Origin of the sequence: Nonomuraea sp. K271 (assembly GCF_009908215.1) — a bacterium.
In the GTDB taxonomy this organism is placed as follows: Bacteria; Actinomycetota; Actinomycetes; order Streptosporangiales; family Streptosporangiaceae; genus Nonomuraea; species Nonomuraea longispora.
The window spans coordinates 1-13,406 of sequence record NZ_JAAAHR010000063.1; the positions used below are offsets into that span (position 1 = coordinate 1).

Here is a 13,406-nt window from a genome sequence, read left to right on the forward strand (position 1 = left end):
GTCCTGCGGCGGGCCGTAGGGGGCCGGCTGATCCGGGGGCGTCATGTAGGAAGGCGGCTCGACCGGCTGCGGGCCCGAGTGGGGGCCGGGCTGCGGGCCCGAGCCGGCCTGTGGCTGGTCGGCCAGCGGGTAGGGAGGGCGCTCGACCGGCTGCTGCTGCGGGGGCGGCTGGATGAGATCGGGCTCGACGTGGATGCCGGTGGCGGGCATCTCGCTGGTGAGCGGCCTGGACACGGCCGGGGCCGAGGGCTGCTCGGAGAAGTCGCCCACGAGGCCGCCGCCGTGCACGACGCCGCCGTCGAACCGGACCGCGGGGTGCGGGCTGCCGGCGCCGGGCAGGCTCAGCTCGACGCGCTCCACGGTGCCGGTGACGAGCCGGTCGGCCCACGTCAGCGAGTCGCTGCCGGCCAGCCGCGTCTCACCCCCAGGGGTGCCGATGGTGGCCGCCGCCGAGCCGCTGACCAGGACGGCCACGCCGTCGCCGACGGGGCCGGCCACCGCGCAGGTGGCCGGGTCGCCCGCCATGTTGGCCGCGAGCACCTGGGCGGCGCGCCGGGCCAGCGCCCGGCCGTCCCCGCCTGACGAGGCCGTCGCGCGCAGCGCCTCCAGGAGGTCGTCGGCCGCGGACTCGCCGGCGTCGCACACGAGCAACAGCCCGCCCTCGTAGGCGACCAGCCCATTTCCAGGAAGCGGACGCACCACTCCGAAGCCTTGGTCGGTCATGCGTCCTCCCTCATGACGACCGTGCTGCGCTCATTGGTGCCCTCGCTGCGCTCGGTCACTCAACTCTCCTCCCCGGAAGCCGGCGGTGTTACGGCACCCGCACTGCCGTGCTGGTCACCAGCCATACGTACCCCGACGACGAGGCCGCGTCGCGGCCCCCTCGTCTCGATTCGGTGAACCGGTCGACCGCGGCAAACCCCTCAACTGTGCAAGTCTGGCCAAACAGAACACTATCGGCCTGTCGTCACATCGCAGAATCGCCAGAGTCGGCTCCGGCCCACCCGAAACTGCTGGACACGACCCTAGCCGGGGGCTGCCGCTTAAACGAGTGGGACAAATCAGACGCCTGTGAAGACGCGGTTCACGTCTGCCGTGGCCAGCACGCCGTAGATGTCGCCGCCGCGCTCCACGAGCAGGTATTCGCTGCCGGGCGACTCGCGCATGGCGTCGATGAGGGGCTCGCCCTCCAGGTCGGCGGCGAGCACCATGTCGGGATCGAGCGACTTGGCGAGGGAGCCGACGTTGACCCAGGGGCGGCGGTGCTCGGGCGTGGCCTGGACGGCGGCCTCGCTGACGATGGCGAGGGGCCGGCCTTCGTGGTCGACCACGACCATGGCCCCGGCCCGGCGTTCGCCCGCCTGCCGCAGCGCCTCGGCCAGCGGCGTCTCGGCGACCACGGGGATGGCCCTGCGCGCGAGCGTGCGCGCGTTGACCTGAGGGATCTTGGCTCGGATCTTGGCCACGCGCAGCGACTGGCTGGCGCCGAGCCAGATGAACATGGCCAGCACCATCGGCCACAGCAGGTCGGTCAGGTCGAGCTCACGCCCGTCGGACATCGTCGCCGCGACCGGCACCACGACGAGGAGCACGGCCAGCACCCGGCCGCCCCAGGCGGCGACGACGGTGCCGGAGCCGGGGTTCTTGGTGAGCTTCCACACGCCGGCGCGCAACATCCTGCCGCCGTCCAGCGGCAGGCCCGGCAGCAGGTTGAACACGCCCACGATGAGGTTGGCCACCCACAACTGCCAGACCAGCGCCTCAGGGATGCCGCCGTCGTTGATCACGTAGACGTCGGCGGCCAGCCCGAGCCCGCCCAGGGCCAGCGAGAGCGCGGGGCCCGCGGCGGCCACCAGGAACTCCTTGCCCGGCGTCGGCGGCTCCTTCTCTATCTCGGACACGCCGCCGAGGAAGTAGAGGGTGATCCGCCGCACCGGCAGGCCGTAGGCCTTGGCCAGCACGCTGTGCGCCAGCTCGTGCAGCAGCACCGACACGTACAGCAGCACCGCGAAGACGAACGCGACGGCGTACGCGGCCGTGTCGCCGAGCTCGGGCAGCATGATCTGCATCCTCGGCCCGACGAGCATGGTGATGAAGGCCGCCACGATGAACCACGTCCACGAGACGTACACCGGAATGCCGAACGGCTTTCCCATCCGAATGCCGGAGAACTCCTGTCGCGGGCTCTGCTCGCTCACCGCACTCCTTGACGTCCTCGCCGCGGGGAACCTGTCGCCGCGCCCGGCCGGGGGCCGGGCGCGGTCCGTGTCACGGACTCCCGTTGGCACGTGCTGTTGCTGCCTCGATGCTACGCGCCGGATCACGTGATCCTCGTTTCGCGGGCATTATTCTGTCGGGCTCTTGACCTAGAGTGCGGTGCATGACATTGACCGATCCGGCGATCATCGGAGCTCTCTCCCCGTCCCGGGCGGGCGATTTCATGACATGTCCGCTGCTCTACCGCTTCCGGGTCATCGACCAGTTGCCCGAGAAGCCGTCGCAGGCGGCGGTGCGCGGCACGGTGGTGCACGCGGTCCTGGAGCGACTTTACGACCTGCCGGCCCCGCGGCGTTCCGTGAGCGCGGCGCTGGAGTTGCTGGAGCCGCAGTGGCGGCGGCTGCTCGACGACGACCCTCACTACGGCGAGATGTTCGCCGACGAGGCCGAGCAGGCCGAATGGCTGGCGCAGGCGCGCGGCATGCTGGAGCGCTACTTCAGGCTGGAGGATCCGACGCGGCTGGAGCCCGCCGAGCGGGAGCTCTACGTCGAGGCGGTGCTCGACGGGGGGCTGATGTTGCGGGGCTACGTCGACCGCCTCGACGTGGCGCCGAGCGGCGAGGTCAGGGTGGTCGACTACAAAACGGGCAACGCTCCGGGGCGCGACTTCGAGGCCAAGGCGTTATTTCAGATGAAGTTCTACGCCCTCGTGCTGTGGCGGCTGCGCGGGCAGGTGCCCCGGCTGCTGCAGCTGGTCTACCTGGGGGGTGAGGGCGAGGTGCTGCGCTACGCGCCCGACGAGGCCGACCTGCTCGCCACCGAGCGCAAGGTGATGGCGTTGTGGGCGGCGATCGAGCGGTCATTGAAGTCGGGCGAGTGGCGTGCGCGGCGCAGCCGGCTGTGCGACTGGTGCGATCACCAGGCGTTGTGCCCGGAGTTCGGCGGCACCCCGCCGCCGGTGCCCAACCGCCAGCCAGGCGACACCGTCCGCAGCAGCCGCCGCGCGGCCACCGACGAGCTCTGAGCCTGCCTCCCGGGCCGCCGCCCGGCCCGGGAGGCGCAGCGGCCACGGGCCGGGAACGCGCGGGCGCGGACCGGGGCGCGGTTCGGGAACGCACCGCCCGGGGACGCACAAGCGGGGACTCACGGCCGGGCTAATCCTCCCGAGGGAGGAGGTTACGCGTTCTGGCCTGGGCCTACAGTGAAGCGGTGCGGATAGACCGGACCAGGTTCCACGACACGGTGCTCGCCGGGGTGGTGGCCGCCGCCTCGGTGGCGCTGTTCGTTCTCTACGAACATGGGCGGCTGGCGTCCGGGGACCTGGCGGTCGACGGTGTGCGCGAGCCCGATCCGCTCGGTGCGCTGCTGGTGCTGCTGGCGTGCGCCCCCGTGGCCGTGCGCAGGCGGTGGCCGCTCGCGGCGCTGTGCGCGGGCCTGGTGCCGGAGACGCTGCTGACCGGTTTCGGATACAGCACCGGGGTGCCGGGCCTGTCCGGGCTGGTGCTGCTCTACTCCGTGGCCTCCAACCGGGGGCTGGCGATGGCGCTGGGCGGGCTGCTGGCCGCGGTGCTGGCGTACGCGCTGGGCGCCGCGGCGGGCCCGCCCAGCGCCACGACCTTGAGCGACCACGTGGTGGTGGCCATGGTGCTGATCTCCGTGTGGGGCGCGGGCCGGAGCCTGCGGCTGCGCCGGGCGTACATGGAGGAGCTGAGAGGCCGTGCGGCGCGGCTGGAGCGGGCACGCGCGGCCGACACGCGGGCCGCGCGGGCCGAGGAGCGGTCGAGGATCGCCCGCGAGCTCCACGACGTCGTGGCCCACCACGTCAGCGTGATGACCGTGCAGGCGGCCGCGGCGCGCAAGGTGTTGTCCTCCGACCCCGGCCTGGCCGGCGAGGCGCTGACGGCGATCGAGCACACCGGCCGGATGGCGATGTCCGAGATGCGCAACATCGTCGGCGTGCTGCGCACCGACGCCCGTGCCGAGCTGGGCCCGCAGCCGGGCATGGAGGACCTGCCCGCGCTGATCGAGCAGATGCGCGAGGCCGGGCTGCCCACGCGGCTGGTCATCGAGGGCGAGCCGCCACCGCTGCCCGCGGGGGTCGACCTGGCCGCCTACCGGCTGGTCCAGGAAGGGCTGACCAACAGTCTGCGGCACGCGGGCGCCGGGGCGAAGGCGGTGGTGACCGTCCGCCACGCACCCCACGAGCTGGACGTACGCGTGGCCGACGACGGCAGGGGCGCGGCCGGGGCACCCGGGCGGCCCGGTCATGGTTTGGTGGGCATACGTGAAAGGGTTGCCCTCTATGGTGGAATCCTCAGCGTCGGCCCGCTACCGGGGGGCGGTTTCGAGGTACGGGCGAGATTCCCGTTGAAGGACGGTCAATGACGATCAGGGTGCTGCTGGTGGACGACCAGCCGCTGCTGCGTACGGGATTCCGCCTGATTCTCGAGGCCGAGCCCGACATCACGGTGGTGGGCCAGGCCGGCGACGGCAAAGGCGCACAGGAGCAGACGCGGGCGCTGCTGCCCGACGTGGTGCTCATGGACATCCGGATGCCGGGGGTCGACGGCATCGAGGCCACCCGCAGGATCGTGCGGGAGGCGGCTCCGTCGGCGCACGTGCCGAAAGTGCTGGTGCTGACCACATTCGACCTGGACGAATACATCGTCGAGGCGCTGCGCTCCGGCGCCTCCGGGTTCCTGCTGAAGGACGTGCCGCCCGACGAGCTGGTGCAGGCCATTCGGGTGGTGGCGGCCGGCGACGCGATCGTGGCGCCCAGCGTGACCCGGCGGCTGCTCGACCGGTTCGCCACGCGGTTGCCGCCCGCTCACGAGCAGGCCACCCCCGCGCGGCTCGACCGGCTGACCGAGCGGGAGCTGGAGGTCCTGCGGCTGATCGCGAAGGGCATGTCCAACGCGGAGATCGCGGCGAAGCTCGTGGTGAGCGAGACCACGGTGAAGACGCACGTCGGAAACGTGCTGACCAAGCTGGGGTTGCGCGACCGGGTGCAGGCCGTGGTGCTGGCGTACGAGACGGGGTTGATCACGCCGGGCGCCATGCCCTGACATCCATGCCCTGACACCCGCTCCGGTCCGCGTGCCGTGCTCCGGACACTACGCACGGCCCTCAGGCCTGTCAGACCCGATCGACCGACCTCGCCGGGCCGCGCGCAGGCGCGGCGCGCACCTCGGCCGGTTCCGGCCGCAGGGCGCGTCACCCGGGATCACGGCGTTCCGGGGCACGGCGGGCGTCACCACCTCGTCCGCGTCTCATCGGCGGGGCCGGGCGTCGCGCGATCGCACACAGCTCCGCTGCGGCGATCGTCCACGACGCCGTCTTCCGAGACGAAAGCGCACCGCCGGCACCCGGGAACGGCCTGGTTCACGCGCTCCCGGCGCCTCCTAGGGAGCGTCGACCGGGCCGGTTGCAGCGCAGGGCGCGGCCGGGGTCAGGCGTCCTCGGTGGCGGCGGGGGTCGCGGCGGCCTGCGGGGCGTTCTCCGGGAAGTGACAGGCGACCCGGTGGCCGCTGGCGAGCTGCTCCAGCGGCGGCTCGACCTGCTTGCAGATGTCCTGAGCCTTCCAGCAGCGGGTGTGGAAGCGGCAGGCGGGCGGCGGGTTGAGCGGGCTGGGCACGTCGCCGGTCAGCCGGATGCGCTCGCGACCGGCCCGTCCTCTGGGGTCGGGCACCGGCACCGCCGACAGCAGGGCGTTGGTGTACGGGTGCATGGGCGAGCTGTACAGGAGCTTGCGGTCGGCGATCTCGACGATCTTGCCCAGGTACATGACGGCGACCCGGTCGCTGATGTGGCGCACCACCGACAGGTCGTGGGCGATCACGACGTAGGTCAGGTCGAGCTCGTTCTGCAGGTCTTCGAGCAGGTTGACGACCTGGGCCTGGATGGACACGTCGAGCGCGGAGACGGGCTCGTCGGCGATGATCAGCTTGGGCCTGAGCGCGAGCGTGCGGGCGATGCCGATGCGCTGCCGCTGCCCGCCGGAGAACTCGTGGGGGTAGCGGTTGTAGTGCTCGGGGTTGAGCCCGACGAGCTCCAAGATGTCCTGTACGGCCTTCTTGACGCCGTTCTCGGTGCGCACGCCCTGGATCCGGAAGGGAGCGCCGACGATGGCGCCGACCGTGTGCCGGGGGTTGAGCGACGAGTAGGGGTCCTGGAAGATCATCTGCATGTCGCGGCGGAGGGGCCTGAGCCGGCCCTGCGACATGTGCGAGATGTCCTCGCCCTCGAAGATGATCTTACCGGCCGTGGGTTCGAGCAGCCGGGTGACCAGCCGTCCGGTCGTCGACTTGCCGCAGCCCGACTCGCCCACCAGCCCGAGCGTCTCGCCCTTGACCACGTCGAAGCTGATCCCGTCGACCGCCTTGACGGCGCCGACCTGCCTTTTGAGCAGGCCCTTCGTCACGGGGAAGTGCTTTTCGACGTTCTGGAGGGAAAGCAGCAGCTCGTCGGCGCTCGCCTCGCTCATCGCGCACCTCCCGCGTGACGACCACGTCCCCTGGCGCGGTGAACGGATGGGGAGCTCCAGGGCATGACGTTCTCCTGATCGTGTCGGCGCGGCGGCCCGGAGTGAGCGGCGGTGGTGGTGACCCGGGCTCGCGCCACCGCGTCAGGGTGTGCGGCGGCGCTCCGGGCGCGGGCCGGGGTGGCGACCGGTGCGCCACCCGGCTTCGTTCGGGGAACTTCGGCCTCGCGGGCCGGAGCGAAGGTCACGAGGTCTCCAGCGCGGGCTTGATCTCGTTCTCCCACAGGGTGCGCCGTTCGTCGCGGCTCAGGTGGCAGCGGACCAGGTGGCCGCCCTCGGTCTCGGTGAGCGCCGGCGCCTCCGTCTCGGCCTTGCCTTCGGTACGCTCGCCGAACGGGCAGCGGGGGTGGAAGGCGCATCCCTGCGGCACGTTGATCAGCGACGGTGGCGACCCCTTGATGGGCATCAGCCGTTCGGTGGGCTCGCGGTCCAGGCGGGGCATGGAGCCCAGCAGCCCCCACGTGTAGGGGTGCTCGGGGCGGTAGAAGATGTCGTCGGTGGAGCCGTATTCGACGCATCGGCCCGCGTACATGACGAGGATGTCGTTGGACAGCTCCGCCACCACGCCGAGGTCGTGGGTGATGATGATGAGCGCGGAGTTGAACTCGCTCTGCAGGTCGCGCATCAGGTCGAGGATCTGCGCCTGCACGGTCACGTCGAGCGCCGTGGTCGGCTCGTCGGCGATGAGCAGCTCCGGGTCGCACGAGAGCGCCATGGCGATCATGGCGCGCTGGCGCATGCCGCCGGAGAACTCGTGCGGGTAGCTGTCGACGCGTCTTCCCGGCTCGGGGATGCCGACCCGGCCGAGCATGTCGACGGCGTGCTTGCGGGCGACCTGCTTGGAGACGTCGTTGTGGATGCGGTAGGCCTCGATGATCTGGTGGCCGACCGAGTAGTAGGGGTGCATGGACGACAGCGGATCCTGGAAGATCATCGCCATCTTCTTGCCGCGCAACCCGCGTACGTGCTCGGCCGTGGCCCCGTTGAGCTCCTCGCCGTCGAGCCAGATCTCGCCGGAGATGCGTGCCCTGCCGCCCTTGTGCAGGCCGAGGACGCCGAGACTGGTCACGCTCTTGCCCGAGCCCGACTCCCCCACGATGCCCAGGGTCCTGCCGCGCTCGACGCTGAACGACAGCCCGTCGACCGACTTGACCAGGCCGTCGTCGGTCGGGAAATGGATCTTCAGGTCCTTGACGTCAAGGAAGCTCACGACAACCTCACCCTCGGGTCGACCACGGCGTACAGCAGGTCGACGATCAGGCTCGCCACGACCACGAACATCGCGGCGACCAGCACCACGCCCATGACCTGCGGCATGTCCTGGTTCCTGATCGCCAGGATGGCGAACTGGCCGAGCCCGGGCAGAGTATAGGTGGTCTCGGTGAGGATGGCGCCGCCGATGAGCAGACCGAAGTCGATGCCGAACAGCGTCAGGATGGGCGTCAGCGCGGCCCGCAGGCCGTGCTTGACGACGACCTCGCGCTCGTGCAGGCCCTTGGCCCGGGCGGTGCGGATGTAGTCCTCGCCCATCGTCTCCAGCATCCCAGCGCGGGTGAGCCGGGCGTAGGTGGCGGCGAACAGGAAGGCCAGCGTGATCCACGGCAGCAGCAGGCTGTAGGCCCATTGGGCCGGGTTAACGGAAAAATCTGTATATGCGCCGCCGGGCGGGGTCCAGCCCAGGGCATAGCTGAAGACGACCAGGGAGATCATGCCGGTGAAGAAGATCGGCAGTGAGACGCCGGCCAGCGCGGTGCCCATGGACAGGCGGTCGAAGAAGCTGCCCCTGCGCAGCGCCGAGATCACGCCCACGCTCACGCCGCCCACCACCCACAGGAAGGCGGCGCCGATGGCCAGCGAGAACGTCACCGGCAGACGGTCCAGCAGGTCGGGCCAGACGGGCTGACCGCTGATGAAGGAGTAGCCGAAGCAGGGCGCGGGGCACCGCTCGACGCCGGCGCCGTAGTCGTACTCGGCACCGGCGACCAGGCCCTTGACGAACCTGCCGTACTGCACGATCACCGGGTCGTTGAAACCCAGCCGCTCGGCCACCAGGTGCACCGTCTCCGGCGTCGCGGCGCGCCCGACGTAGCGCGACGCCATGGCCTCCGGTGAGGCGCCGGCCCACTGGGGGACGACGTAGAAGATGCCGAAGGTCACCATGCTGATGACGATGAGCATGGCGAACGCGCCGATGACACGTTTGATGATGTATGTGAACACCGCTACGGCCGAGTGGCCTGCCCGTCGCCGAGCAGGCCACTTCTGCCTTCACCTGCCTTCGTTAGATCCCCGTACCTCGCACGGTCACTCGACGCCGAGCAAGATGTAGTCGAACATGCTCTGGCCCTCGTTGTAGGCGACGTTCGTCAGGCCCTTGCCGCGCATGAGCAGCGACTTGGCCCAGACCACCGGGAGGATGGAGGCGTCCTCCATGACCTTCTTGTCGACCTCGACCCAGAGCTTGGCGCGGGCCGCGTCGTCGAGCTCGGCGGAGGCCTGGTCGATCAGCTTGTCGACCTCGTCGTTCTTGACGCTGAGGTTGTAGTTGCCGGCGTCGCGGATCGTACGGCTGTCGACGATGGCCTGCATGAAGCCGTAGCCGTCAGGCCAGTCGGAGCCCCAGCCGTGGGCGGCCAGGCCGATGCCGTTCTTCTTCACGTAGTTGACGTTGCCGGCGTAGTCGGAGAAGTAGCTGGAGCCGGGGAAGCCCTTGAGCGTCAGCTTGATGCCGACCTTGGCCAGCGCCTGCTCCATGGCCTCGGCCAGCGCCTTCTCGCGAGGACGGTCGGAGCGGTAGGTCATGGTGGTGGAGAAGCCGTTCGGCTGGCCGCAGGCGGCGAGGGCCTGCTTGGCCTTGTTGACGTCACCCTTGTTGCCCGGGGTCGCGTACAGGTCGAACTTCTCCTGGCCGACGATGGGCGGCGGCAGGACGTTCGTGGCGATCTCGCCACCGGCCAGCTCGCCTCCGTAGGCGGTCTGGTTGGCGACGCGGTCGGCGGCCCACATGACGGCCTTGCGGCACTCGACGTTGTCCAGCGGCGGCGTGTCGGGAATGACCGAGACGTACCAGAGCCTGGGGATGGTGGGGTTGTCCGTACGCGCCTTCAGCGCGGGGTCGGGCAGCACCTTGCCGAGGGCGGCCGCCTGCAGGCCGGTGCCCACGATGTCGAGCTGGATGTCGCCGGCGATGAGCTGGTTGTCCAGGTCGTCGGCGTTGACGTTGACCTGGACCTCGATCCGGTCGGGCAGCGCGGGACGGTTGGGGTCGGTCGCCGGGTCCCACTGGTCGTTGCGCACCAGCGTGAAGCCCTTGCCGATTTCGTTGGTCTCGAACTTGTACGGGCCGGAGGAGACGACCTTCTCCTTGTATTTCGCGCCGGTGTCCTTGTCCTTGGGAACCGGGGCGGTCATCGGCATCTGCACGACGTAGTCCATGGACGCGAACGGCTCCTTCAGGTGGAAGACCACCGTCGAGTCGTCCGTCGCCTCGACGGCCGAGGAGTAGTCGGCGTCGGGGTCCTCGTAGACGCCCTTGAAGTCCTTCGGCCAGTCGAGCAGCTCGTTGAGGTAGGAGGGGCCGTGCGGGAAGGTCTTCTTGTCCCAGGAGCGCGCCACGGCGTAGGCCACGTCCTTGGCGGTGATCTCCGTGCCGTCCTCGAACTTCAGCCCGCTCTTGAGCTTGTACGTCCAGGTCTTGCCGCCGTCGCTCGGCTCGCCCAGCCCTTCGGCCAGGTCGGGGATCACGGTGTTGCCCTCGGGGCCGGGACCCGGCTTGTACATCGTCAGCGTGCGCCAGTAGAGGCGGCCGAAGTTGAACGAGTAGCCGTAGTAGGTGTCACCCGGGTCGAGGCTGTCCCAGTCGGCGGAGTGGGCGGCCTTGAGCGTGCCGCCCTTCTTCGTCGAGGGGTTGTACACCTCGTTGAGGCCGGCGTTGAACGCGGGTTGCGCGGCGCCGCCAGAGGACGAATCGGCGGGCTGTTGTGTGCCGCCGCCTCCGCCGCATGCGGACAGCACCAGGACGAGCGCCGCTGTCGCGGCCCCTGCCAGTGCGGTTTTCCTTCTCATTGACTTAACCCCTTGATGAGTGAGATGGGGGATTGGAGCGTTGGCGAAGGTCAGTGCGCCCGCGGGTCGAAGGCGTCCCTCAGCCCGTCGCCGAAGAGGTTGAACGCAAGGACGGTAACGAAGATCGCCAGCCCCGGGAAGAGCACGAAGTGCGGCAGCGTGTAGAACCGGACAGCTTCCGAGAGCATGCCTCCCCAGGTCGGTGTGGGCGGGTTGACGCCGACGCCGAGGAAGGAGAGCGCCGCCTCGAACAGGATGTTGGTCGGGATGAGCAGGGTCGCGTAGACCAGGATGGGCGCCATCAGGTTCGGCAGGACCTCGCGGAACAGAATGTAGCCGTTGCGCGCACCCAGGCTTCGCGCGGCGTCGACGAACTCCCGCTCGCGCAGCGAGAGCGTCTGCCCGCGGACGATGCGGCCGATGCTGGGCCAGCTGAAGAAGCCGATGATGAAGATCATCATGGCGATCCTGAGGCCGTTGCCCTCGAGGCCGAACCCCTTGTCGGGCACGACGCCCGCCAGCGCGATCGCGAAGACCAGCAGCGGGAAGGCCAGGAAGACGTCCATCAGCCGGCCGATCACCAGGTCGACCCAGCCGCCGAAGTATCCGGCGATGACGCCCAGTGTGGTGCCGATGAGCACCGACAACATCGTGGCGAGGAAGCCGATGAGCAGCGAGATCCACGCGCCGGCGACGATGCGGCTGAAGATGTCACGGCCGTTGATCGGCTCGACTCCGAGCAGATATTCGCTGCCCATGCCGCCGAAGGCGCCCTTGGGCAGGAGCGTGCTCTGGTCGATCTGGTCCTGGTGGAACTCCAGCGGCGGATGACCGAACACGGCGATGATGGGCGAGGCGAAGACCGCGACGAGGATCAGCAGCACGACGACGATGCCGCCGGCGAGAGCCACCTTGTCGCGCCTGAGCCGCATCCACGCGATCCGGGTGAGGGATCTGCCCTGGATGGCCTTGCCCGCTCCCGCGAGCACCGACTCCGGCTGCGCTTCTGCGGCGGAACCGGATACGTCTAGCGGTGCGGTCATGCCGGATTGCCCCCTGGTACCAGACGACGGGTCTTGGAGTACTGACTTTAGACCGCGAGTCGCGACCTCAGGAGGCAGAATCTATGGCCTGAGCTGCGCTGACCAGTCCCTCAGGCCGCTATGTGGCTAATCTGTGATTGATGCGAAACTCATTCGTATTGATCTTGACGACAATGTCTAGCCCGCGTCCCGGTTGAGTCTCGGAACTGTGACAGATCGCCCGAATCAGCTAATGCCGCGGCGCTTCAGCAGTTCCTCGATGTCGGAGAAGTCGTCATCGCCCTTGCTTGTCTTGGCGGCGGGGGCGGCGGCCTGGGGCTTGGCGGAGACGGCCGGCTTGTTCGCTGAAGGCGCAACAGCAGGGTCCTGCTGACCGTCCGCGGAGGGCTTCTTCTTCCGCCCCAGAAGCCTCAGCTTCCTCCCCCGCATCACCCCTGACACCACGAAGAGCACCGCCGACAGCCCCGCGACGGCCACTCCCGCCCACACCTGCGGGTTGAACACCAGCCCGGTCACGAAGCCCACGACGGTGACGCCGATGGTCCACAGGGACCGCAGCGCGTCCGTCAGATAGGCCGCCAGCGGCAACAGGGCCCACGCCGTCACCCGCAACCCTGAGGCGGCTCCCCTGCGCCGGAACGCCAGGAAACTCAGCACCAGCCCGGCGATGGTCGCCCCGGCGCACAACGGCAGCCAAGCGAACTGATCAAACGACATCCTGCCTGCTCCCTCGTTGTGGCTCTGTCTCCATCCTGGCACGCGAACGCGGACCGGCATCCTCCGCGAGAACCACATTTCCCCTAGGGGACAGGCCTTGAGCCCTCAGACGCCGGGCAGAAGGGCCCTCAGACGGGCGACCGTGACCTCCTCCAGCGAGGAGACCACCAGGCGCCCCGGCGCCTCCTCGACCGGTAGCAGGCTGGGCACCGCCACCACAGCGCAGCCGGCCGCGGTGGCCGCCGCCACGCCGTTCGGTGAGTCCTCTAGGACGACACAGCGGACCGGCAGAACGCCGAGCAGCCGCGCGGCCGTCAGGTACGGCTCGGGGTCGGGCTTGGTGCGCTCGACGTCGTCGGCGGTCACCACGACGTCGAACCGGTCGCGGCCGAACTCCTTCAGCACCGCGTCGGCGATCTTCCGCAACGACGAGGTGACCAGCCCGACGGGGACGCCCTCGTCGCGCAGCGCGTCGAGAAGCTCGGACGCGCCGGGCATCACGCGCGCCCCGCCGGACAGGCGCTCCACCATGCCGGAGACCATCCACTGCTCCACCGTCGCGGCGCTCTCGCCCGAGCCGGACGCGGACAGCATGTACTCGACCGCGCGCTCCATGGAGCCGCCCAGGAGGTGCGCCTGGTGGTCGGGCGTCCACTGCCCGCCCAACCTGCGCATCACCTCCGACTCGATCTCGAGCCAGACCTTCTCGGTGTCGACCAGCAGGCCGTCCATGTCGAAGAAGACCGCCCGCATGTCCATCGCCTCACTCCGTCCGGCGTGCTCACTCCATGTGCCGTCGTCCTTCCCGGCCCTCCCCCGTCCTG

The 13,406-nt window shown here is 69.8% G+C and carries 11 protein-coding genes and 1 pseudogene; 3 read left to right on the forward strand and 9 right to left on the reverse strand.

Going from position 1 to position 13,406, the window contains the following annotated elements; translation table 11 throughout:
- Window positions 1-723 (reverse strand): annotated as a pseudogene (locus GUY59_RS22145) (FHA domain-containing protein); the annotation flags it as partial.
- Between the two features lie 338 nt (window positions 724-1,061).
- Window positions 1,062-2,198 (reverse strand): site-2 protease family protein, encoded by a 1,137-nt coding sequence (locus tag GUY59_RS22150; protein WP_138199187.1) that lies wholly within the window; start codon window positions 2,196-2,198, stop codon window positions 1,062-1,064.
- Between the two features lie 182 nt (window positions 2,199-2,380).
- Between GUY59_RS22150 and GUY59_RS22155 the strand changes: the two genes are divergently transcribed.
- From GUY59_RS22155 to GUY59_RS22165, 3 genes are all read left to right on the forward strand, one after another.
- Window positions 2,381-3,241, forward strand: coding sequence for a RecB family exonuclease (locus tag GUY59_RS22155; RefSeq protein WP_138199188.1), 861 nt, complete (start codon window positions 2,381-2,383; stop codon window positions 3,239-3,241).
- Window positions 3,242-3,426: 185 nt separating this feature from the next.
- Window positions 3,427-4,602: a sensor histidine kinase gene (locus GUY59_RS22160; RefSeq protein WP_138199189.1), complete on the forward strand. Its 1,176-nt coding sequence runs from the start codon at window positions 3,427-3,429 to the stop codon at window positions 4,600-4,602.
- Window positions 4,599-5,282 (forward strand): response regulator, encoded by a 684-nt coding sequence (locus tag GUY59_RS22165; protein WP_132340456.1) that lies wholly within the window; start codon window positions 4,599-4,601, stop codon window positions 5,280-5,282. The genes GUY59_RS22160 and GUY59_RS22165 overlap by 4 nt, the downstream gene beginning before the upstream one ends.
- A 383-nt stretch (window positions 5,283-5,665) precedes the next feature.
- Here GUY59_RS22165 and GUY59_RS22170 read toward each other — a convergent pair whose 3' ends face one another.
- The 7 genes from GUY59_RS22170 to GUY59_RS22200 all read right to left on the reverse strand — a co-directional run bounded on the left by GUY59_RS22170 (window position 5,666) and on the right by GUY59_RS22200 (window position 13,341).
- A complete protein-coding gene (locus GUY59_RS22170) occupies window positions 5,666-6,700 on the reverse strand; it encodes an ABC transporter ATP-binding protein (protein WP_138199190.1) in 1,035 nt (344 codons plus the stop codon).
- A 241-nt stretch (window positions 6,701-6,941) separates the two neighbouring features.
- Window positions 6,942-7,967 carry an ABC transporter ATP-binding protein gene (locus GUY59_RS22175; RefSeq protein ID WP_138199191.1) on the reverse strand — a complete coding sequence of 342 codons (1,026 nt, stop codon included), beginning with the start codon at window positions 7,965-7,967 and terminating at the stop codon, window positions 6,942-6,944.
- A complete protein-coding gene (locus tag GUY59_RS22180) occupies window positions 7,964-8,977 on the reverse strand; it encodes an ABC transporter permease (RefSeq protein WP_138199192.1) in 1,014 nt (337 codons plus the stop codon). The genes GUY59_RS22175 and GUY59_RS22180 overlap by 4 nt, the downstream gene beginning before the upstream one ends.
- 84 nt (window positions 8,978-9,061) lie before the next feature.
- Window positions 9,062-10,822 carry an ABC transporter substrate-binding protein gene (locus tag GUY59_RS22185; RefSeq protein ID WP_171055296.1) on the reverse strand — a complete coding sequence of 587 codons (1,761 nt, stop codon included), beginning with the start codon at window positions 10,820-10,822 and terminating at the stop codon, window positions 9,062-9,064.
- Between the two features lie 50 nt (window positions 10,823-10,872).
- Window positions 10,873-11,865 carry an ABC transporter permease gene (locus GUY59_RS22190; protein ID WP_138199193.1) on the reverse strand — a complete coding sequence of 331 codons (993 nt, stop codon included), beginning with the start codon at window positions 11,863-11,865 and terminating at the stop codon, window positions 10,873-10,875.
- Between the two features lie 225 nt (window positions 11,866-12,090).
- Complete coding sequence (locus tag GUY59_RS22195) at window positions 12,091-12,582, reverse strand: cellulose synthase (protein WP_138199194.1); 492 nt, start codon at window positions 12,580-12,582, stop codon at window positions 12,091-12,093.
- Window positions 12,583-12,687: 105 nt separating this feature from the next.
- Window positions 12,688-13,341: an HAD family hydrolase gene (locus GUY59_RS22200; protein ID WP_330849190.1), complete on the reverse strand. Its 654-nt coding sequence runs from the start codon at window positions 13,339-13,341 to the stop codon at window positions 12,688-12,690.
- Window positions 13,342-13,406 lie beyond the last annotated feature (65 nt).